We start from the raw sequence: 20,086 nt of genomic DNA on the forward strand, positions 1-20,086 counted from the left end.
ACGAAACGCTATAGTCCCGTCCCTGCATGACCCATGCAGCACCTGCCAGCCATGTCCAAACGCCTGGCATCAATCGATATGAACAGCCGCCAGGCGGCGAAGAAAGGGAGTTCCGCAATGGAATGGTATTTGAAGTGCCTCAAGCAATATTTTGATTTCAACGGCCGTGCGCGTCGCAAGGAGTACTGGATGTTCACCCTGGTGAACCTCGTGATCTCCATCGCGCTGACCGTGATCTTCGGCGTGATCAGCGAGAAGCTGCTGCCGCTGGCCAACCTGTACAGCCTGGCCGTCCTGCTGCCGGCCCTGGGCGTCACCGCCCGCCGTCTGCACGACATCGGCAAGAGCGGCTGGTTCATGCTGATCGCCCTGATCCCGCTGGTCGGCCTGTACCTGATCTACCTGCTGGCCAAGGACAGCGACCCGGGCCAGAACGCCTACGGTCCCAACCCGAAGGCCTGATCCAGGCCGGGGTTCCCGCCTGAACGGGAACCCTCGGGCGACGCGACTGTCCCACGGCAGTCGCTGCAACGGGCGGGCAACCGCCCGTTTTGCTTTCTTGCTTTCAGAAACGGACGTTCAGGAACCCACAGGATGTCGGAACCCCAGGTATCCCTCTTCAAGGGCGGTCTCTTCGCCCTCCTCGGCCTGGCCCTGCTGGCCGCCATGGCCATCAACGCCTCTTCCCGCATGGGTTTCCTGCAGTCGGCCCTGATCGCCGACGGCGCCGTGGTCGCCCTGAACGCCGGCGGCTCGCACCCGGAGATCGCCTTTACCGACAGCACCGGCGCCCGGGTTTCCTACCCCCAGGGCGGGCTGATCTTCGGCTACCAGGTCGGCCAGCCGGTGAAGGTCCACTACCAGGCCAACGACCCCACCGGCAGTGCCGTGGTGGATGACTTCGGCGCGCTGTGGGGCACCGCCGCCCTGCTCGGCGTACTCGGTGCGGTGTTCACCGCCACCGGCCTGATGACCCTCTTCGGCCGCCGCCCCTGACCCACAAGGACGTACCCATGTCGCAGATGCCCATTCCCTTCCCCGCCAACCCCAGCCGCTGGCAGTACGTCACCGCCAGCGGCGGTGGCCTGACCATCGCCTTCGTTGCCGGGGGCGGCGGCTCCATCACCCTGCGCTCGCCCCAGGGCCAGGACCTGCCGTTCCGTTACGGCGGCATCGGCGCCGGCCTCGGTATCGGCGCCAAGCTGCCGCGCTTCGGCAAGGTGGACGTGAAGATCAAGGGCAAGAGCATCGGCGGTGCCGGGGCGGCGGAAGCCTTCCCCAGCGACGGCGCGGTGTTCGTCGCCGACGACATCAAGGACCGCGACCTGACCCGCGATGAGATCACCGGGCCCTGCCTGTACATGGAAGTGGGCGCCGGCGTGCTCGCCGGGGTCTCCGGCACGGCCATGCTGTTCGGCCTGGACGCCAAGCTGCTGGCGGCGGTGATGCTGATGAACGCCAGCCCGCTGACCAGCCTCTCGGTGTCGCCGATGCTGACCCAGCAACTGCTCAAGTCGGCCCGTGGCGCCCTGGTGATGGGCGGTGCCAACGTCGGCCTGCAGGCGGGCGCCGGCGGCGCGGCCTACCTCGGCGCGCTGTTCTGACGCGCCCTCAGCGCAACTGACTGTCCTTGCTGCCGCGCCGGTTGTAGCCGGCGTACGCGGCGTTCTCGCGGTCGTGTTCGGCCTGGCAGTTCACGCACAGGCGCACGCCCGGCACCGCCTCGCGGCGTGCCTGGGGAATCACGGCGTCGCATTCTTCGCAATGGGTAAGGCTCTCGCCCTTGGGCAACTGGCTGCGTGCCCGCTGCACGGCGTCTTCGATGGTGCTGTCGATCTGCTCTTGCACCGCGCCGTCTCCCGCCCAGCCACTGGCCATCCCGACCTCCCGTTCTCGCTGTCGATGACCCTGGAGTTATGCGGGCGGCCGGCGGCCTTTTGCAAGGCCGTGGGCCGATGGGCGACAAGTGGAGGTCGCTCCGGGCTATTCCTTCACGTTCATGTACTCCCGCGCCCAGACGATGTAGTCCTCGGGCAGCGTGTACTTGTGGGTCAGCTCGGTGGCGCTGAGTTCCGGTGCGCTGGTGTCGATGTGGCGCTGCTCGCGCAGGCAGTCGTAGGTGGCCTTGATGGCGGCGAAGTAGGCGGCGTGGCCGTTGACCACGATGCGCACGCCCAGGTCGGCCAGGCGCTGGTTGTCGCGCAGCTTGGGGTTGCCGTAGGTGACCAGCATCAGCGGCACGTGGAGCCCGGCGGCGATGGCCTCCAGGTGCTCGAAGTCCTCCACCCCGACCATGCAGATGCCGTCGGCACCGGCGGCCTGGTAGGCCTGGGTGCGGACGATCACCTCGTCGGTGCCGAGCACCCCGGCGTGGGTGCGGGCGATGATCGCCAGGTCCGGGTCGACCCGCGCCTCGAGGGCCGCGCGGATCTTGCCGACGCCTTCCTCGACGCTGATCAGGTCGGTGGACTTGCGGCCGAACTGGGCCGGCAGCAGCGTGTCCTCGATGGTCAGCGCGGCGATGCCGGCGCGCTCCAGCTCCACCACCGTGCGCATCACGTTGAGGGCGTTGCCGTAGCCGTGGTCGGCGTCGGCGATCACCGGCAGGCGGGACACGCGGCCGATGCGCACGGCCTGCTCGACGAACTCGCTGAGGGTGATGAGGGCGAAGTCCGGCGCTGCCAGCACCTGCAGCGAGGCGACGGAACCGCCGAGGATGCCCACCTCGAAACCGAGGTCGGCGGCGATGCGCGCGGACATGGGGTCGAACACCGAAGCGGTGTGGTAGCAGGCGGAGGAGTTCAGCAACGCACGGAACGCCGTGCGCAATTCATGGTGGGAGGCTCTTCTCATTGTGATGTCCAGACAGCAGGCAAGGTTGATCGACGAGAAGGATGCAAGTATCGCACCCCCAGGTCACACCGACCGGCGGATAGGCCGTGGGCGCATTCTACGCGCCTCCGTCTTTCAGCTTCCTTAACGGAAGCGATGCCCCCGCAGAAAGCAGTTCACCTGGGCCCCGCCGCTCCGCTAGATTGCGCATCCCAGCGAACGAATCGCCGGAGCCCAACCCAAGGAGATACCCGTGAAACACCGCATCAAGATGGCCGCAGGCCTGCTGTCCGCCCTGGTACTCGCCGGCTGCACCGGCACCCCGATGAAGACCCAGAACCTCGACAGCAGCCAGTACACCGTGATCGGCCATAGCCAGGCCAGCGCCACCGGCCTGCTGGTCGTGGGCTTCATCCCCGTGCAGCAGAACAACCGTTTCGTCCGCGCCCAGCAGGCCGCCATCAAGGCCAAGGGCGGCGACGCAATGATCAACACCCAGGTCCAGGAAGACTGGTTCTGGGCCTGGGTCCTGACCGGCTACACCACCACCGTTTCCGGTGACGTGGTGAAGCTGAACGGCACCCGCTGATCCCCCCGCGAGGGCCCGCCGGCCCTCGCTCCCCGCCCGCATGACCGACCTGCTCGCCTACACCAGCCTGTTCCTCGCCGCCTTCGGCGCCGCCACCCTGCTGCCCCTGCAGTCGGAGGCCGTGCTGCTCGGCCTGCTGCTCAACGGCGCGCAGCCGACCTGGGCGCTGCTGCTGGTGGCCACCGTCGGCAACGTGCTGGGTTCGCTGGTGAACTGGCTGCTGGGGCGCTACCTGGCGGATTTCCGCCAGAAGCGCTGGTTCCCCGTATCGGAATCCGCCATCGAGCGGGCCCGTCGGCACTACCTGCGCTACGGCCGCTGGACCCTGCTGCTGTCCTGGCTGCCGATCGTCGGCGACCCGCTCACCCTGGTGGCCGGGCTGATGCGCGAATCGCTCGGCGTGTTCCTGCTGCTGGTGCTGCTGGCCAAGGCCGGCCGCTACGCCGTGGTGGCGGCCCTGGCGCTGGGCTGGGGATAAGTCGTCGCGACGGGCCGTGAGCGGCCTACGGCTTCTTCAGGCATTCGCTCATGAAGGCCTTGCGTTCGTCCCCCTTGAGCGCCTTGTCCGAGGCCGTCTTGTTGCAATTGATCATGCGTTCCTGCTGGGTGATCTTCAGGCACTGCGACATGAACGCCTTGCGCTCGTCGCCCTTGAGCCCCTTGGCGGTGGCGTCGGCGTTGCAGGACTTCATCTTCTCCTGCGGGGTGGCGGCCAGGGTCGGCAGGCTGGCCAGCAGGGCGAGGACGAGCAGGGGCAGGCGGAGCGTCTTCATGGCGTGACTCCCAGGGCGGTGGTGCCGGCAAGTCTAGACGGTGCGACGGACTGCGCCGGGCCAGGCGCGCAACCCGCCCTCGCCTCGCGTATAGTGCGCGGCCGTTTTTCCACCCCCGGACCGTTCGTACCATGAGCACCACCCTCCCCGCCCGCGCCCTGGGCATCGACTTCGGCACCTCCAACTCCACCGTCGGCTGGTGGCGCCCGGACTGCGAGCCGCTGATCGTCCTGGAGGACGCCAAGGTCACCCTGCCGTCGGTGATCTTCTTCAACACCGAAGAGCGTCGCCCCGCCTTCGGCCGCCAGGCCCTGAACGAATACCTGGAAGGCTACGAAGGCCGCCTGATGCGCTCGCTCAAGAGCCTGCTGGGTTCGCCGCTGCTCAAGAGCGAGACCACCGTGCTGGGCAGCGCCCTGCCCTTCAAGGACCTGCTGGGCATCTTCATCGGCGAGCTGAAGAAGCGTGCCGAAGCCGCCGCCGACCGTCCCTTCGAGCAGGTGGTGCTGGGCCGCCCGGTGTTCTTCGTCGACGACGACCCCGAGGCCGACCGCGAGGCCCAGGACACCCTGGTGGCCGTCGCCCACAAGCTCGGCTTCAAGGACGTCTCCTTCCAGTACGAACCCATCGCCGCCGCCTTCGACTACGAGCGCGAGATCCAGCGCGAGGAGCTGGTGCTGATCGTCGACATCGGCGGTGGTACCTCCGACTTCTCCCTGGTGCGCCTGTCGCCTGCGCGCCGCGACGTGGCCGACCGCCAGGGCGACATCCTCGCCACCGGCGGCGTGCACATCGGCGGCACCGACTTCGACAAGCAGCTCTCCCTCGCCGGGGTGATGCCGCTGTTCGGCTACGGCAGCCGCATGAAGAGCGACGCGCTGATGCCCACCAGCGTGCACCTCAACCTGGCCACCTGGCACACCATCAACGCCGTCTACGCGCAGAAGTCCCAGCTGGCGCTGAAGAACATGCGCTACGACATCGTCGACACCACCGGCATCGACCGCCTGTTCCGCCTCATCGAGCAGCGCGCCGGCCACTGGCTGGCCATGCAGGTGGAAGACAGCAAGATCGAGCTGACCGAAGCCCTGGAACGCCCCATCGACCTCGGCCGCGTCGAGCCCGGGCTGGTGGCGCCGCTGGACCGCGCCGGCTTCGAGGAGGCCGTCGGTCCGCTGCTGGAGCGCATCCGCGCCAGCGTCACAGCCATGCTGGCCCAGGCCGGTGTCGCCCTGGAGCAGGTGGACACGCTGTTCTTCACCGGCGGCTCCAGCGGCATTCCCGCCCTGCGCCGCTGCGTCGCCGACCTGCTGCCCAACGCCCGCCATGTCGAAGGCAACGCCTTCGGCAGCATCGGCAGCGGCCTGGCCATCGAAGCGCGCAAACGCTACGGCTGACCGCAGGTCGGCCCCCGCGCCCATTCGCGCCGGCCCCGCTTGCCGGCGCCGGGCGGCGGGAGCACCGTGAGGGCCTCGTCACCGGAGACACCCTCATGCGCACACCGCTTCTCCTCACCCTGGCCGCCCTGCTGCTCAGCGGCTGCGGCCTCGGCGAAACCGCCGCCACCGGCGCGGCCCAGGCCAAGGCACAGGCCGACCAGGCCCGCCAGCTGCAACAGCAGGCCGACCAGCTCAAGCAGCAGATCGACCAGGCCAACGCCCAGAACCAGGCCCGCCTGGACGCCGCCGAAGACGCCGCCCGCTGAACCCGCGTCGCCCCTGCCGATCCGCCAGGGCGCCCTGCAAATATTCCTCGAACTCTCCAAGCGAGCCCGTGCTCGAAAGTCCCGTAGGCCCACCGCGCCCCATACGAGGACACCTTCATGTACAAGCACATCCTGCCCGCCGCCCTGGCCCTGGCCGCCGTGACCGGTTGCGCCACCAAGCTGGAAAACCCCACCGACTACGTCACCTACCGCAACGAGCCACTGGTGAAGCAGGTGGAAGACGGCATGGACCGCCAGCAGGTGCTCACCCTCGGCGGCCCGCCCTCCAGTGAAGTGCGTCGCGTGGTGCACCCCGGCACCTGCAACAACTACGTGCTCAACAAGGAAGGCCACCAGCAGCCCTACTACGTCAGCTTCGACGCCAACGGCCGGGTCGATGGCAAGGGCTTCATGACCTGCGAGCAGCACGAGCGCAACGAGGCCGAGGCCGCCAAGCGCTGATGCCACGCCTCCCGGGGCCCCGCCCCGGGATGGCCCCGTGCCGAATTTGCCGACTGACGCACACCCGCCGCCCCGATCCGGGCGAACCGCGGGCGCTCCCTGCTGTCCAAGCGCTGTTATCAACAGCCGAACATGACGGGGACTGTGCATGCATTCACGCGCGCTCCTGCTTGCAGCCGCTCTGGCCTCGGGGGCCGGCTGTGCGACGAAGATCGAGAACCCCACCGACTACCTCACCTTCCGCAACGAGCCCCTGGTGCGCCTGGTCAAGGAAGGCATGAGCAAGGAGCAGGTGCTGGCCATCGGCGGACGCCCGTCCTCCATCGTCCAGCGCAGCATCCACCCCGGCTCGTGCAACAACTACATCCTCAACCGCCAGGGCCACCAGCAGGCCTACCACGTCAGCTTCGGCGCCAATGGCCGCGTGCAGCACAGCGGCTTCATGACCTGCGGCCAGCGCGAGACGGTGGAACGCGACGGGCTGTTCTGAGGCACAGATTTCCTAAACTTTTCCCGCTTCGCCGCACTCACACACCAGGGAGGCCGCTGCGCCTGCGACCCCAGAGTCGCGCCACGGCCCGAGAACCCGTGAAGGAGAACCGTGATGAGTGACGTGCAACTGACCGATGTGAACACCCTGCGCCAGCGCGCCCGCCAGAACGTGCTGGATGGCGCCGTGACCGAGGGCTACAACGCCGACCGCCCCACCGTGCTGCGCCTGCTGAACGAAGCCCTGGCCACCGAGCTGGTCTGCCACCTGCGCTACAAGCGCCACTACTACATGGCCACCGGCCTCAAGGCGAGCATCGCCGCCGCCGAGTTCCTCGAACATGCCCAGCAGGAGCTGCAGCACGCCGACCAGCTGGCCGAGCGCATCGTGCAGCTGGGCGGCGAGCCCGACTTCAACCCCGCCGGGCTGGAAGCGCGCTCCCACGCCCAGTACGTGGCCGGCCGCAATCTGCGCGAGATGGTCACCGAGGACCTGATCGCCGAACGCATCGCCATCGACAGCTACCGCGAGATCGTGCAGTTCCTCGGCGACAAGGACCCGACCACCCGCCGCCTGTTCGAGGAGATCCTCGCCCAGGAGGAGGAACACGCCGACGACATGGCCGATATCCTCGAAGACCTCAAGGAATGATCGCCCGGGGCCATCATGCCCCTTGATCCCGGCGCGCGCTGGCCGCACAGTCTGCCGAGCAGACTGCCGAAGAGGACACGGCCATGCGCGCGCGCATCATCGAACGCCCCGCCTTTCAGGTCATCGGACTGGAACGTCCGGACGCCCCGCCCGAGGACATCGGCCAGCTGTGGGAGCGCTTCCTGCCCCGCAGCGAGGAAATCAGCGGCCGCGATGGCGTGCCCTGCGGGCTCTGCCTGCACCGCCCCAACGGCGAGCTGGGCTATCTGGCCGGCTACCCGGTCAAGCCCGGCACCCCGGTGCCGGACGGCATGACCCTGATCGAGGTCCCCGCCGGTCGCTACGCCGTGTTCACCCACGTCGGCAGCACGCCGGACATCGCCCTCAGCTTCCAGGTGATCCACGACTTCCTGCTCGCCGAGCGCGGGCTGGAGGCCAGCCCCGGCATCTGCTTCGAGGAATACGGCGACGGCTTCCACGGCCCCCACGACCCGAAGTCGGAAACCCTGCTCTGGGTGCCGGTGTTCTGACCCCGCCGCCCTCGCCTAGCGCGAGGGCTTGGCCAACAGGCCCTGGCAGGCGTTGCTGCCGCCCTCGCTGGGCGCCACCAGCGCCAGCAGCCCGGCCGCCGGAGCCACCACCGCCCCCAGCACCACCATGCCCGCACCCCGCGCCAGCAGCGGCACCGTCTTGACCCCGGCATCGGGCTTCCTGAAGGTGCCGCGCACGTAGAGCGGCGAGCGCAGGGAGAAGATGCGCAAGCCCTTGGACTCGGGGCTCACCGTCAGGTCCAGCCGTTCGCTGGCCAGGTTGGCGCTGCCGTCCACCTGCACCAGGGCGTTCTCGGTGTCCAGCAGGAACAGCCGGGGCGTCACCAGCCCTCGCGTCACCTGCAGGTCGGCGGCGGCGCAGTTGATCTTCACCTCGTCGTCACCGAACAGCTTGCCCACCAGGTAGTTGCCCAGGTTGAGGCCGGCGATCTCCATCAGCCCACGGCTGACCGCGCCGTCGTTCATCAACAGCTTGAGGTTGCCGTTGGCGCTGCCCAGCAACGCCGCCACGGAGTTGCCGCTGCCGGCCAGGTCGGCGTCGCCGTTCAGCTCGCCGAAGCTGGTGCGCATCGGCTCGAAGGTGGGGAACAGCTGCTTGAGCTTGAAGTGCCGCGCACTGAGGCGGGCGCGGCCTTGCAGGGGCACGCGGCCGCCCTCCAGGCGCACGGTGGACTCCAGGGTGCCGCCGGCCATGCCGAAGCGCAGGGGTTCAAGGCTCAGCGTGCCGTCGTCCAGCACCAGGTGGGCCTCGAGGTCGTTGAAGGGCAGCTTGTCGCTGTGGACGATGCGCTTGCCGGTGAAGCGCACATCGGCATCCATCACCCGCCAGCGCTCGGTGCGGAACTCCTCCACCGGCAGCACCTTGTCCGCCGGCTGCTGGCGGGTGACGCCACGGGCCTTCTTCTCGGCGTTGGAATCGGCGCCGATCAGCGGCGCCAAGTCGGCGAAGCGCAGCTGGTTGGAGGTGAGCGCGCCGGAGAGCTTCGGCCGGGGCTGGCCTGCCAGGTAATGCAGGTCGCCGTGGATGTCGCTGTCGCCGATGGCGCCGTTGAAGCCCTGGTAGTGGAACTGCGCCCCACCGGCGTCGCGCAACTGCGCCACCAGGCGGCCATCGGTGGAATAGGCCGGGGTGTCCGGCAGGGTCACGCCGGTGAGCGGGTAGAGATTGCCCAGGCTGTCGCCGGACAGCGCCAGGCGCAGGTCCAACGCCCCCAGGTGGGTCGGATCGGTGAGGGTGCCGGCCACCGCGATACGGGTCGCGCCAATGCGCACATCGGCCTGCAGCGGGAACGGCCGCCGGGCATCCTTCAGCGCCAGCAGGCCGCCGACCTTGCCGGTGCCCGTCAGGGCCTGGCCCTTGTAGCGCCCCTTGGCGCTCCAGCCGAAGGCGTAGTCCTGGGGCGTGGCGCCTTGCTCCGCCGCCTTGCCGGCGACCTGCTCGCCGACGATGTCGCTGAACGGAATGGGCTGGCCCAACGGGTCCACCTGCAGGGTGAGGCGGGTCTGGGTGGGGGCGTCGTCCACCTTCACCTCGCCCTGGTCGAAACCGATGGCGCCGATGTCCAGCGTCCACGCCGACGGCGCGTCGCCGTCCTGCTGCGGGGTGTCGAAGGTCCAGTTGTTGCGCCCGTCGGCCTGGCGCCGCAGGTCCGCTCGGGGTTCGGTGAGGTCGATGCGGGGAATGCTCACGGTCTTCCACAGCAGGGGCAGCGGCGACAGGCTCAGCTCCACCCGCGCCAGGCTGGCGAAGGGGCCTTCACCGGCCCACTCCGGGTTGCCCAGCACCAGGTCCTCGGCCTTCACGTGGGGCCAGGGCACCCAGGCGCGCAGGCCGGGCTCGGTGGGCTCGCGCTGCCAACTCACGCTCAGGTCCCCGCGAATGGCGAACGGCCGCCCAAGGGCTGCGGACACCCGCTCATTGAGGGGCGCCTTGATGCGGTTCCAGTCGAAGGTGGCGATGAACACCCCCAACCCGACCAGCACGGCCACCAGGCTGCCAACGGTCCAAGCGAGGATTCTGCGTCCGCGCGTCATGCCTATCTCCCGTGTTCGGTATCAGCGAGCCACTACCGGCCTTTCCCATCCGACTGGCAAACGCACCGGATGACTCCGCAAACGAGCCGCCCCGTCACTCGGATCACGCTCGCAGCGCGCCGCCCAAGGGGCGCAAGGCACTGATTCGACAAGGTATTTCCAACCATCAGCGATGTCGATGGCGACTATCGCGGTTGTTCACTTCCTGACCAGCGTGCCGCTGCGGAACATAGGCCCCGTCGCCACAACGGCCCCCCACTTCCAGGAGAACCACCATGAAAAGCCAAGCCCTCGCCGTCCTCTTCCTCGCCGGCCTGTTCGCTGTACCGGTCGTCCAATCCGCCGTGTCCTACACCGTTGCCGAAGATGGCTCGGCCCGTACTCAGGGCTTCCGCGTCGCTGAAGACGGTTCGGCTCGTACCCAAGGCTTCCGCGTTGCCGAAGACGGTTCGGCTCGTACCCAAGGCTTCCGCGTCGCTGAGGACGGTTCGGCCCGCACCCAGGGCTTCCGCGTCGCTGAAGACGGCTCGGCTCGCACCCAAGGCTTCCGCGTCGCCGAGGATGGTTCGGACCGTACCCAGGGCTTCCGCGTTGCCGAAGACGGTTCGGCTCGTACCCAAGGCTTCCGCGTCGCTGAAGACGGTTCGGACCGCACCCAGGGCTTCCGCGTCGCCGAGGACGGCTCGGCTCGCACCCAAGGCTTCCGCGTAGCTGAAGGCGGTGCTGATCGCTCCAACCGCGTGGCCTGATGCGAGCCAGCGGTCACTGCAGTCAAAGCCCGGCACAGGCCGGGCTTTTTGTTGGCTGTGCCCAATGAGGTGTTACGGGGCCAAGCTGGTTATCAGGATCAATGCCATCACCTCCATCAATGACCACCATCGCCCACCTTCACTTCTCCCCGGGCGCCCGATCCGTACCCTAGGCAACGTGTCTTTCACACCTTGCAGAGGAGTCCGATCATGAAAGCCCACGCCCTCGCCGCCCTCTTCCTCAGCGTCCTGTCCAGCGCCGCCTTTGCCCTGCCCGCCGAACACCCGCCCGTGCTCGGTGAAGCCCGCGATGGCGCGGCCGAACGGCCGGTGGTGGAGCCGCTGGCCGGCAACCGGGTTCAGCACGCCCCCGCCCAATGGCTGGCCGAAGGCGGCTCGGACCGCCTGCTGCGCGCCCACGGCGCCGCCTGAGGTCAGGCCGCCGGCAGCGCGGCTTCCGGCCGGCGGTAGACCCAGATGCGCCGCAGCACGGTGGCGAACTGCCGGGACAGGCGCCCGGTGTTGTACTCCTGCCCGTAGCGCCGGGCGATCTCCCGTACCTCCACCGCGAGCTGGCCGTAGCGGCGGGCCGGGAGGTCGGGGAACAGGTGGTGCTCGATCTGGTGGCTGAGGTTGCCGGTCATGAAGTGCAGCAGCGGGCCGCCCTCCAGGTTGCTGGAGCCCCGCAGCTGACGCAGGTACCACTGGCCACGGGTCTCCCCTTCCAGCACTTCCGGCGGGAACACTGCCGCCCGCTCGGTGAAATGCCCGCAGAAGATCACCGTGAAGGTCCACAGGTTGCGGATCAGGTTCGCCAGTGCATTGCCCGCCAGCACCGCCCAGGCATTGGCCCCCAGCAGCAGCGCCAGCAGCGGGAACACCCCGTAGTCCTTGACCAGCTGGCGCAGCACCTTGGCGTTGAAGGTGCGCAGGCGCGGGCGCAGTTCCTCCAGGGTCATGCGGCCCTTGAGGTACTTGTCCAGGCGCAGGTGCTGCACCGCCACGGCGAACTGGAACAACAGCGCCTGCAGCGTCACCCACAGCGGCTGCCAGCGGAAGAACGGTTTCCAGCGCTGCTCGGGGAACAGCCGCACCAGCCCGTAGCCGACATCGTCGTCGTGCCCCAGCACGTTGGTGTAGGTGTGGTGGATGTGGTTGTGGGTGTGCCGCCAGAAGTCGGCCGGCCCGACGATGTCCCACTCGTAGGTGCGCCCGGCGAATTCCGGGTCGTTCATCCAGTCGTACTGGCCATGCATGACGTTATGGCCCAGCTCCATGTTCTCGATGATCTTGCCCAGCCCCAGCAGCAGGCTGCCCAGCAGCCAGGTGGGCGGGAACCAGCCCAGCATCAGCAGGGCCCGGCCGCTCCAGCAGCAGGCCCGGGCGATGCTGCGCACGCGGCGGATGTAGCGTGCGTCGGTCTCGCCCAGGTCGGCCAGGGTGCGCTGGCGCAGGGCGTCCAGTTCTTCGCCGAAGGCACGGGCGGCCTCGGCATCGAGGGGGCGGTCGTGGCGCATGGCAGTCCTCGTCACAGGTCGAGCGTCACGTCGCCCACCGGGGCGCTGACGCAGAGGCGGATGGGTTGGTCGGGCTCGTGCTGGATGGCGCCGCTGCGCAGGTCACGCACCGCACCGCTGAGCAGCCGGCAGGTGCATTGCGCGCAGACGCCCTGGCGGCAGCCGTGGGCCGGCCGCAGGCCCAGGGCCTCGGCCTGTTCCAGCAGGCTGCCGTGGGTGTCGCCCTCACCGTCGATGCGGGAGCGGGCGAAGCCCAGGCGCACGGTCTGGCTGGCCGAAGACGGCGCCGTACGCGGCAGGCTGAAGGCCTCCAGTTGCAGGCGACCGGCGCGGGGCGCGGCCTGCCACCACTGGCGCACCGTGTCGACGAAGCCGTGGGGGCCGCAGACCAGCAGGTCCCGAGGTGCCAGGCCGGCCAGGTGCTCCGGCTGGAAGCGCCCGGCCAGTTCACCGGGCGCCGGCGCATCGCCGCTGAGGCCCCAGCGCACGTTGAAGTTCGGGTAGCGCCGGGCCAGGGCCAGCAGCTCATCGACGAAGGCCCGCTGGCCCCGTTCGCGCACGTAGTGCAGCAGCGTCACCGGCGTGGAGAAGCCCCGCGCCAGCGCCTCCCGCAGCAGGCCGAGCAGCGGCGTGATGCCGCTGCCGGCGGCCAGCAGGAGCACATCGCCCTGCCCCTCGGGCCAGCTCAGCTCGCCCTCGGCCTGGCTCAGCTCCAGCACCTGCCCCACCTCCACCCGCTCCAGCAGGTGGCCGGACAGGCGCCCACCCGGCTGGCGGCGCACCGCCAGCTCGACACGGCCATCGCCATGCACGGCCGTCAGGCTGTAGCTGCGCGCCAGGCGCACGCCGTCCAGCGCCAGGTGCAGCTGCACGTGCTGGCCGGCCCGCCAGTGGCGGGCGTTGCCGTTGCAGCGCAGGGTCAGCGCCAGCATGTCCTGGGCCACCCAGCGACGCCCCTCGACGCGGGCGAACACCCGGTTCAGGCGCAGCACCGGGTGCAGCCGGGCGAGAAAGAAATCCACCTCCGACTCGCGCAGCCAGGCCCGGCGCACCAGCGCACGCAACGGAGCCAGCCACGCGCCGAGTCGGCGGGCCAGGGAAAAGGGGATGAGGGCCATGGATCTATCCAGTGAACAGTCGTGCACTAGGCTGCCTGAAGGCGGGAATTCCAGTCAACAGTCGTTCACTGAAAAATCCGACGCCCGCCCTCCAGCCCCACCGGGCGCCGCGCAACTTGCACCAATGCGGTGACAGCCCCTAGAGTGCGGCCCATTCTTCGGCCTCGACTTCGCTCCATGTCCACGACGCCCCGCTCGGAACAGAAACAGCAGACCCGCCACGCTCTGATGGACGCGGCGCGCCAGCTGATGGACAGCGGACGCGGCTTCGGCAGCCTGAGCCTGCGGGAAGTCGCCCGCACCGCCGGCATCGTGCCCACCGGCTTCTACCGCCACTTCGCCGACATGGACCAGCTCGGCCTGGCCCTGGTGGAGGAAGTGGGCGAGACCTTCCGCGCCACCATCCGCGTGGTGCGCCACAACGAATTCGAGATGGGCGGGATCATCGACGCCTCGGTGCGCATCTTCCTCGACGCCGTCGCCGCCAACCGTGGCCAGTTCCTGTTCCTCGCCCGCGAGCAGTACGGCGGCTCGCAACCGGTGCGCCAGGCCATCGCCGCCCTGCGCGAGCGCATCACCGACGACCTGGCCGCCGACCTCAAGCTGATCAACCGCATGCCGCACCTGGACGACGACGCCCTCGACGTGGTCTCCGACCTGGTGGTGAAGACCGTCTTCGCCACCCTGCCCGAGCTGATCGACCCGCCCGCCCGCGACTTGCCGGCGCACCTCACCCCGGCGGCGAAGATCACCCAGCAACTGCGCTTCATCATGATCGGCGGCAAGCACTGGCACGGCCTCGGCCGGGCCTGAAGCTGACCGAAGCGTCAGCGCACCATTTCGACCCACGCCACGCACCAATAGCGCGCACCCGAGCGCCCCGTCCTTGCGCACCCACGCGCCACAGGCCCGCGCCCCGGGCGTTTCGCCGTCTTGGCAAGCCCCTTGCTGAGGCACCGGCATTGCACACTGCCGGAACTGCCCATGCTGGTCATCCAGGAACGCCTCCCGCCCCGCGAGCAGTGGGACGAAGAACTGCTGCTCACCTACGAAGCGCGAAGCAAGAGCCGCCTGCGCTGCTTCACCGTCGCCGGTGAAGACGTCGGGCTGTTTCTCGAACGGGGCCAGCCGCCCCTGCGCGACGGCGACTGCCTGCTGGCCGGGGATGGCCGCGTCGTGCGCGTCCGTGCCCGGCCCGAGGCCCTGCTCCACGTCACCTGCGCCAACGCCTTCGAACTGACCCGCGCCGCCTACCACCTGGGCAATCGCCACGTCGCCCTGCAGATCGGCGACGGCTGGCTGCGCCTGCTGGACGACTACGTGCTCAAGGCCATGCTCGAACAGCTCGGTGCCACGGTGACCGCCGTGGAGGCCGGCTTCCAGCCCGAGCACGGCGCCTACGGCGGCGGCCACCACCACTCCCACCAACTGGAAGCCGACTTCAACTACGCCCCGCGCCTGCACCAGTTCGGAGTGCGCCCGTGAGCGAAGCCGGCCCCTCCCTGGGCGCCTGGCAACTGCTGCGCCTGGCCAGCCCCCAGCTGCCCATCGGCGGCTACAGCTATTCCCAGGGGCTGGAGATGGCCGTGGACCAGGGCCAGGTGCACGACACCGAAAGCGCCCGGCGCTGGCTGGACGACCAGCTGCGCCTCAACCTCGCCCGCTTCGAAGCGCCCATGCTGCTCGACCTCTGCCAGGCCGCCGCCGACGAGGACTGGGCGCGCCTGCTGCAACTGGGCGCCGAGCAGCGCGCCAGCCGCGAGACCCGCGAACTGCACCTGGAATGCCGGCAGATGGGCTACTCCCTGCAACAGCTGCTGGAGGGCCTGCCCGAGCTGGATGCCCCGGCCCGCGACGCCCTGGCCCGCCAGGGCGAACCCACCCTCGGCGTCGCCTGGGCGCTGGCCGCCCGCGCCTGGCGCATCCGCCCCGACGAGGCCCTTGGCGCCTGGCTCTGGGGCTGGCTGGAGAACCAGCTGGCTGTGCTGATGAAGACCCTGCCCCTGGGCCAGCAGGCCGCCCAGCGCCTCACCTCGCACCTGCTGCCGAGCCTCCAGGCCGCGAGCCTGGCCGCCCGCACACCCCCTTCCCACCCACGGGGCAGCGCCGCTTTCGGCCTGGCCCTGGCGAGCATGGCGCACGAGCGCCAGTACAGCCGCCTGTTCCGTTCCTAGGAGAGCACCATGAACAGCCAACCCCTGCGCGTCGGCATCGGCGGCCCCGTCGGCTCCGGCAAGACCGCCCTCACCCTCGCCCTCTGCCGTGCCCTGCGCGAGCGCTACAACATCGCCGTGGTGACCAACGACATCTACACCCAGGAAGACGCCCAGTTCCTGGTGCGCAACGAGGCCCTGGAGCCCGAGCGCATCATCGGCGTGGAGACCGGCGGCTGCCCGCACACCGCCATCCGCGAGGACGCCTCCATCAACCTGGAGGCGGTGGACCAGCTCAACCGCCGCTTCCCGGGCCTGGACCTGATCCTGGTGGAATCCGGCGGCGACAACCTCTCCGCCACCTTCAGCCCCGAGCTATCGGACCTGACCCTCTACGTGATCGACGTCTCCGCCGGCGACAAGCTGCCGCGCAAGGGCGGCCCCGGCATCTGCAAGTCCGACCTGCTGGTGATCAACAAGATCGACCTGGCGCCCATGGTCGGTGCCTCGCTGGAGGTGATGGAACGCGACGCCCGCAAGATGCGCGGCGAGCGGCCCTTCGTGTTCAGCAACCAGAAGGTCGGCCAGGGCCTGGACGACATCATCGCCTTCATCGAAAAACAGGGCCTGCTCGGCGCAGCCTGACCCCCACAAGGAGCCCCCATGAACCTGCGCAAATCCCTCTTCGCCCTCGCCCTGTTCTGCACCCCGGCACTGGCCTTCGCCCACGCCGGGCATGACCACTCCGGGCTGATGGCCGGCGTCGCCCACCCGGTGACCGGCCTCGACCACCTGCTGGCCATGCTCGCCGTCGGCCTCTGGGCCGCCCAGCAACAGGGCCGTGCCCGCTGGGCCCTGCCGCTGACCTTCGTCGCCACCCTGCTGCTCGGCGGTCTGCTGGGCTTCCAGGGCCTGCAGCTGCCCTTCATGGAAACCGGCATCGCCGCCTCCGTGCTCGCCCTCGGCCTGCTGGTGGCCGTGGCCGTGCGCCCGCCGATGGCCGTCGCCGTGACCATGACCGCCCTGTTCGCCCTGGCCCACGGCGTCGCCCACGGCCTGGAGCTGCCGGAGCTGGCCAGCCCCTGGGGCTACGCCGCCGGCTTCGTCGCCGCTACCGCCGCCCTGCATGCCATCGGCTACGCCCTGGTGCGCACCCTGCCCCTGGCCGCCGCGCCCCTGGTACGCATCGCCGGCGGCGCCTCGGCCGTCGCCGGGGCCTGGTTGCTGGCGGGCTGAAAGGCTCGCCCCCAGGAAGTACAGGCCGGCCCCATCTCACCATTGCCATGAGCATGAGGAATTTTCTGAAACCGCTTTCCTGAGCTTGTTCCTGGCCCGCAGGGCTCCTAAGTTCGCCCGGTCGCGGCAAACGCCGCGACCGGGTTTGACGACCTGAAGCAAACGGCGCGATAGCGCCTACGGGACAAGTGGAGAGCGGCGTACGCTCTCCGCGAGTCCTGGCTGGCATGCAGTTTTTCTGGCTGCAGCCTGTAATGGCGGATCGCGTGGGGAGACCCTTGTGGTCTGCCGGCTCCGTTTGCCCGGTTCGTCAACCCCACGCGATCCTCCACCCTTTGACGACGACAAGGGATGGAGGCGGAGAACTGCAAACGGAGTCTTGCCATGGAAGATGCATACATCCCCATCACTTTCATCCGCCATAAGCGTCCATTGCGCGGCGTGATGATCGACAACCAGCCCTGGTTCAGCACCTACGACTTCGCCCGCTTGCTGGGCCTGCACCACCCGCATTCGTTGCACAGGCGTCTTCGTGCACATGAAACACAGCGCGTACGACTGACCTACCGAACAGGTAGCGAAGAGATTGTCGATGTCATGAACGAAGCCGGGCTCTACAAGGCACTTATCCGTTTTGGCCATCCGGAAACCCATCACCTCGATGAGTGGCTGACCCGTGAGGTAATCCCCACCCTCCGTGACCAAAACAACGCAGGGCTCTACGCGCCTCGACGCGTGATGATCGGTTGGCAGAACCAACGGCTATCGCTGCTGGAGTGGCAAGGCGAGCTGTGGATGCACTGGGAAGACGTACCTCGCCATCTGACCCAGTAGATGCCCCCAAGTTGCCCCGTGCGCACGGGGCAACTCCAAAGCTGAATAGCTTCTCCTGGCGAAAAATCGTCCGCCATTCGGCAGCCCACGGAACGCAAGGCCTGCAGCAATCTACCCAGAAGATACCCACAGGCTGGCCCACCGTTTATGTGGGCAGCCCCGGCCCCGCCCCCCACACGCGGGGCCCCTGGGACACCTCGCCACTCGCGGCGCTTTCATGTCTTTGTCATAGTCGCCGGGTCTGATTCGGCACGCCCGTCTTCATCGAAATGGAAGCCCCATGAAACGCTTTGCCCGGTTCTGCCTCGTTCCGCTCTGCCTCCTGGCCATCGCCCTGCTGGGCATGGCGCTGACCAGTCGCCCGGTGGAGCGGCCGGCGGTGCTCGCCGGGCTGGGGGACCACCCGCTGGTGATCGCCCATCGCGGCGGCCGAGGGTTGTGGCCGGAGAACACCCTGTTCGCCTTCGAGCGCGCGGCCGCGCTGGGGGTGGACATGCTGGAGATGGACCTGCGCCTGACCGCCGACGGCCAGGTGGTGGTGCTGCATGACGCCACCGTGGACCGTACCACCGAGGGCAGCGGCGCGGTGGCCGCCCTCAGCCTCGCGCAGGTGCAGGCGCTGGACGCCGGCTACCGCTGGACCGCCGACGGCGGCGAGAGCCACCCCTACCGGGGCCAGGGTGTGCGCATCCCCACCCTCGACGCGGTGCTGCAGGGCTTCCCGCAGGTGGCCAAGGTCATCGAGATCAAGGTGCCCGACGTGGGGCTGGAAGAACGCCTGTGCAGCGCCCTGCAGCAGGCCGGGCAGCGCGACCGGGTCATCGTCGGCAGCTTCTACGAGCGCAGCCTCACGCACTTCCGCAGCGTCTGCCCCGGTGTGGCCACCTCGGCTGGGCCGACCTCGGTGAAGCTGCTGGTGGTGCTGCAGAGCCTCGGCCTGGAACGCCTGCTGAGCCCCTCCTACGAGGCCCTGCAGATCCCCGAGGAACACGCCGGGATGCAGCTCGCCACGCCGTCGATGATGCGCAGCGCCCGCGAGCGCGGGCTGAGCGTGCAGATGTGGACCATCAACGAACAACCGGTGATGCAGCGCCTGCTGGACATGGGCGCCCAGGCGCTGATCACCGACTACCCCGACCGCGCCCTGCAGCTGCTGGGGCGGTCGACCCGCCTCACTTCGCTGAACGATCGATAGCGAAGCCGGCCCAGGTCTGGCTCACCGGCATCAGCTCCAGGGTGTTGATGTTGATGTGGGCCGGCTGGTTCATCACCCAGAAGATGGTCTCGGCGATGTCCTGCGGCTGGATCGGCTCGGCCCCGGCATAGGTGGCGTCATAGCGCGCCTGGTCGCCGCCGAAGCGCACCAGGGAGAACTCGCTCTCGCACAGGCCCGGCTCGATGTCGGTGACGCGCACCCCGGTGCCCACCAGGTCGTTGCGCAGGTTCAGCGAGAACTGCCGGACGAAGGCCTTGGTGCCGCCGTACACGTGGCTGCCCGGATAGGGGTAGGTGCCGGCGATGGAGCCGAGATTGACGATGCCGGCGCCCCGGCCGTGGGCGATCAGGCGCGGCAGCAGCAGGCGGGTGCTGTAGAGCAGGCCCTTGATGTTGGTGTCCACCATGGTGTCCCAGTCATCCAGGCTGCACTTGGGCGCCGGGTCGGTGCCCAGGGCCAGGCCGGCGTTGTTGATCAGCCCCTGCAGGCGGTCGAACTGGGCGGGCAGGCCGGCGATGGCGGCTTCCATGGCCTGGCGGTCGCGCACGTCCACGGTCAGCGGCAGCACCTCGGTGTGGGCCGAGAGTTCGGCGGCCAGGGCCTTCAGGCGGTCTTCGCGGCGACCGGTGATAACCAGCTTCCAGCCCGCCTGGGCGAAGCGACGGGCACAGGCTTCGCCGAACCCGGAGGTGGCGCCGGTGATGAACAGGGTGGATGTCATGGAATCTCTCCTCGCTGGGGCGGGCTATGTCACGGGGCGCCCACAGTGCCAGAAAGCGGGCGGGTTCTCCTAGCCCGTGGCGGATTTCCAGGCGGCCGCCAACGGGCCCTTGCAGGGCGTGGGATTGCGCCATCCGCCCCCAGGTTTTCCACAGGCAGGCCACAGGCTGTTCCACAGATCGTGGGGACAACTCCAGCGGGCCTGGACACGCCGGCCCGGCTGTTCGCCTTTATTCGTGAACGCCAGCAACCACGAGGCCTCCAGGGAATCCTTCCGGCGCTTCTGGTGATTTTTCGAGCAGCCTGCCCGGCGCCCCGACGGCAGGGGCTGCCGGCCAGGGCTCCAGAGCTTGCCCACACAGTTATCCACAGGTCACGGGGATAACTGCCAGGGCACTTCAAGGCCCGCGCGCAAGCAACTGTTCTGCTTAAAAAAAGCCTGGCTGTACGAATCCC

Annotated in this window: 27 protein-coding genes; 20 read left to right on the top strand and 7 right to left on the bottom strand. The window is 68.9% G+C overall.

Features of this window, described 5'->3' with window-relative positions; genetic code table 11:
• Positions 1-117 precede the first annotated feature (117 nt).
• From BM198_RS13090 to BM198_RS13100, 3 genes are all read left to right on the top strand, one after another.
• Positions 118-462, top strand: a complete 345-nt coding sequence (locus BM198_RS13090) for a DUF805 domain-containing protein (protein WP_044401354.1) — start codon at positions 118-120, stop codon at positions 460-462.
• Between the two features lie 132 nt (positions 463-594).
• A complete protein-coding gene (locus BM198_RS13095) occupies positions 595-996 on the top strand; it encodes a DUF3592 domain-containing protein (RefSeq protein ID WP_074970462.1) in 402 nt (133 codons plus the stop codon).
• Positions 997-1,013: 17 nt separating this feature from the next.
• Positions 1,014-1,604 carry a hypothetical protein gene (locus tag BM198_RS13100; protein WP_044401348.1) on the top strand — a complete coding sequence of 197 codons (591 nt, stop codon included), beginning with the start codon at positions 1,014-1,016 and terminating at the stop codon, positions 1,602-1,604.
• 7 nt (positions 1,605-1,611) lie between these two features.
• On the opposite strand, the gene BM198_RS13105 is transcribed toward BM198_RS13100, so the two are convergent.
• Positions 1,612-1,878, bottom strand: coding sequence for a DksA/TraR family C4-type zinc finger protein (locus BM198_RS13105; protein ID WP_044401346.1), 267 nt, complete (start codon positions 1,876-1,878; stop codon positions 1,612-1,614).
• A 105-nt stretch (positions 1,879-1,983) separates the two neighbouring features.
• Entirely contained in the window at positions 1,984-2,853 is an 870-nt protein-coding gene (locus tag BM198_RS13110; protein ID WP_074970464.1) for an isocitrate lyase/PEP mutase family protein, read from the bottom strand.
• A 250-nt stretch (positions 2,854-3,103) separates the two neighbouring features.
• On the opposite strand from BM198_RS13110, the gene BM198_RS13115 reads away from it, so the two are divergent.
• Both BM198_RS13115 and BM198_RS13120 read left to right on the top strand, forming a co-directional pair.
• Positions 3,104-3,421 (top strand): hypothetical protein, encoded by a 318-nt coding sequence (locus BM198_RS13115; protein ID WP_107331337.1) that lies wholly within the window; start codon positions 3,104-3,106, stop codon positions 3,419-3,421.
• A gap of 40 nt (positions 3,422-3,461) precedes the next feature.
• Positions 3,462-3,899: a YqaA family protein gene (locus BM198_RS13120; protein WP_074970468.1), complete on the top strand. Its 438-nt coding sequence runs from the start codon at positions 3,462-3,464 to the stop codon at positions 3,897-3,899.
• A gap of 25 nt (positions 3,900-3,924) precedes the next feature.
• Here BM198_RS13120 and BM198_RS13125 read toward each other — a convergent pair whose 3' ends face one another.
• Complete coding sequence (locus BM198_RS13125) at positions 3,925-4,194, bottom strand: PsiF family protein (protein ID WP_044401336.1); 270 nt, start codon at positions 4,192-4,194, stop codon at positions 3,925-3,927.
• A gap of 131 nt (positions 4,195-4,325) precedes the next feature.
• On the opposite strand from BM198_RS13125, the gene BM198_RS13130 reads away from it, so the two are divergent.
• The 6 genes from BM198_RS13130 to BM198_RS13155 all read left to right on the top strand — a co-directional run bounded on the left by BM198_RS13130 (position 4,326) and on the right by BM198_RS13155 (position 8,032).
• Positions 4,326-5,591, top strand: coding sequence for an Hsp70 family protein (locus BM198_RS13130; protein ID WP_044401333.1), 1,266 nt, complete (start codon positions 4,326-4,328; stop codon positions 5,589-5,591).
• Positions 5,592-5,686: 95 nt separating this feature from the next.
• Positions 5,687-5,899 (top strand): hypothetical protein, encoded by a 213-nt coding sequence (locus BM198_RS13135; RefSeq protein WP_044401330.1) that lies wholly within the window; start codon positions 5,687-5,689, stop codon positions 5,897-5,899.
• A 117-nt stretch (positions 5,900-6,016) separates the two neighbouring features.
• A complete protein-coding gene (osmE, locus tag BM198_RS13140) occupies positions 6,017-6,361 on the top strand; it encodes an osmotically-inducible lipoprotein OsmE (protein ID WP_044401327.1) in 345 nt (114 codons plus the stop codon).
• A 148-nt stretch (positions 6,362-6,509) separates the two neighbouring features.
• Complete coding sequence (gene osmE / locus BM198_RS13145) at positions 6,510-6,851, top strand: osmotically-inducible lipoprotein OsmE (protein WP_074970470.1); 342 nt, start codon at positions 6,510-6,512, stop codon at positions 6,849-6,851.
• 114 nt (positions 6,852-6,965) lie between these two features.
• A complete protein-coding gene (locus BM198_RS13150; protein ID WP_044401322.1) occupies positions 6,966-7,502 on the top strand; it encodes a ferritin-like domain-containing protein in 537 nt (178 codons plus the stop codon).
• An 83-nt stretch (positions 7,503-7,585) separates the two neighbouring features.
• Positions 7,586-8,032, top strand: a complete 447-nt coding sequence (locus BM198_RS13155) for a GyrI-like domain-containing protein (protein WP_074970472.1) — start codon at positions 7,586-7,588, stop codon at positions 8,030-8,032.
• 15 nt (positions 8,033-8,047) lie between these two features.
• Here the strand turns inward: BM198_RS13155 and BM198_RS13160 are convergent, their stop codons facing one another.
• A complete protein-coding gene (locus tag BM198_RS13160) occupies positions 8,048-10,087 on the bottom strand; it encodes an AsmA family protein (protein WP_074970474.1) in 2,040 nt (679 codons plus the stop codon).
• A 275-nt stretch (positions 10,088-10,362) separates the two neighbouring features.
• Here BM198_RS13160 and BM198_RS13165 point away from each other — a divergent pair, with 275 nt between their 5' ends.
• Together BM198_RS13165 and BM198_RS13170 are read left to right on the top strand one after the other, a co-directional pair.
• On the top strand, positions 10,363-10,836 hold the full coding sequence (locus BM198_RS13165) for a hypothetical protein (RefSeq protein WP_074970476.1): 474 nt from the start codon (positions 10,363-10,365) through the stop codon (positions 10,834-10,836).
• 210 nt (positions 10,837-11,046) lie between these two features.
• On the top strand, positions 11,047-11,268 hold the full coding sequence (locus BM198_RS13170; RefSeq protein ID WP_074970478.1) for a hypothetical protein: 222 nt from the start codon (positions 11,047-11,049) through the stop codon (positions 11,266-11,268).
• Between the two features lie 2 nt (positions 11,269-11,270).
• Here BM198_RS13170 and BM198_RS13175 read toward each other — a convergent pair whose 3' ends face one another.
• Both BM198_RS13175 and BM198_RS13180 read right to left on the bottom strand, forming a co-directional pair.
• Positions 11,271-12,353: a fatty acid desaturase family protein gene (locus tag BM198_RS13175; RefSeq protein ID WP_074970480.1), complete on the bottom strand. Its 1,083-nt coding sequence runs from the start codon at positions 12,351-12,353 to the stop codon at positions 11,271-11,273.
• Positions 12,354-12,364: 11 nt separating this feature from the next.
• Complete coding sequence (locus BM198_RS13180; protein WP_074970482.1) at positions 12,365-13,471, bottom strand: ferredoxin reductase; 1,107 nt, start codon at positions 13,469-13,471, stop codon at positions 12,365-12,367.
• Between the two features lie 177 nt (positions 13,472-13,648).
• Here BM198_RS13180 and BM198_RS13185 point away from each other — a divergent pair, with 177 nt between their 5' ends.
• The 7 genes from BM198_RS13185 (at position 13,649) to BM198_RS13215 (ending at position 18,889) form a co-directional block, all read left to right on the top strand.
• A complete protein-coding gene (locus BM198_RS13185) occupies positions 13,649-14,284 on the top strand; it encodes a TetR family transcriptional regulator (protein WP_044401292.1) in 636 nt (211 codons plus the stop codon).
• Between the two features lie 171 nt (positions 14,285-14,455).
• Complete coding sequence (gene ureE, locus BM198_RS13190; RefSeq protein WP_074970484.1) at positions 14,456-14,956, top strand: urease accessory protein UreE; 501 nt, start codon at positions 14,456-14,458, stop codon at positions 14,954-14,956.
• Between the two features lie 17 nt (positions 14,957-14,973).
• Positions 14,974-15,645: an urease accessory protein UreF gene (locus BM198_RS13195; RefSeq protein WP_074970679.1), complete on the top strand. Its 672-nt coding sequence runs from the start codon at positions 14,974-14,976 to the stop codon at positions 15,643-15,645.
• Positions 15,646-15,654: 9 nt separating this feature from the next.
• Positions 15,655-16,269, top strand: a complete 615-nt coding sequence (gene ureG / locus BM198_RS13200; protein ID WP_044401282.1) for an urease accessory protein UreG — start codon at positions 15,655-15,657, stop codon at positions 16,267-16,269.
• Between the two features lie 18 nt (positions 16,270-16,287).
• Complete coding sequence (locus BM198_RS13205; protein ID WP_074970487.1) at positions 16,288-16,860, top strand: HupE/UreJ family protein; 573 nt, start codon at positions 16,288-16,290, stop codon at positions 16,858-16,860.
• Positions 16,861-17,244: 384 nt separating this feature from the next.
• Positions 17,245-17,694: a BRO-N domain-containing protein gene (locus tag BM198_RS13210; RefSeq protein ID WP_044401276.1), complete on the top strand. Its 450-nt coding sequence runs from the start codon at positions 17,245-17,247 to the stop codon at positions 17,692-17,694.
• Positions 17,695-17,974: 280 nt separating this feature from the next.
• Entirely contained in the window at positions 17,975-18,889 is a 915-nt protein-coding gene (locus tag BM198_RS13215) for a glycerophosphodiester phosphodiesterase family protein (protein ID WP_074970489.1), read from the top strand.
• Here the strand turns inward: BM198_RS13215 and BM198_RS13220 are convergent.
• Complete coding sequence (locus BM198_RS13220) at positions 18,867-19,631, bottom strand: SDR family oxidoreductase (RefSeq protein WP_044401270.1); 765 nt, start codon at positions 19,629-19,631, stop codon at positions 18,867-18,869. The two genes, BM198_RS13215 and BM198_RS13220, sit on opposite strands and share 23 nt — an antisense overlap.
• Positions 19,632-20,086: the final 455 nt, after the last annotated feature.

Origin of the sequence: Metapseudomonas otitidis, from assembly GCF_900111835.1 — a bacterium.
GTDB lineage: Bacteria > Pseudomonadota > Gammaproteobacteria > Pseudomonadales > Pseudomonadaceae > Metapseudomonas > Metapseudomonas otitidis.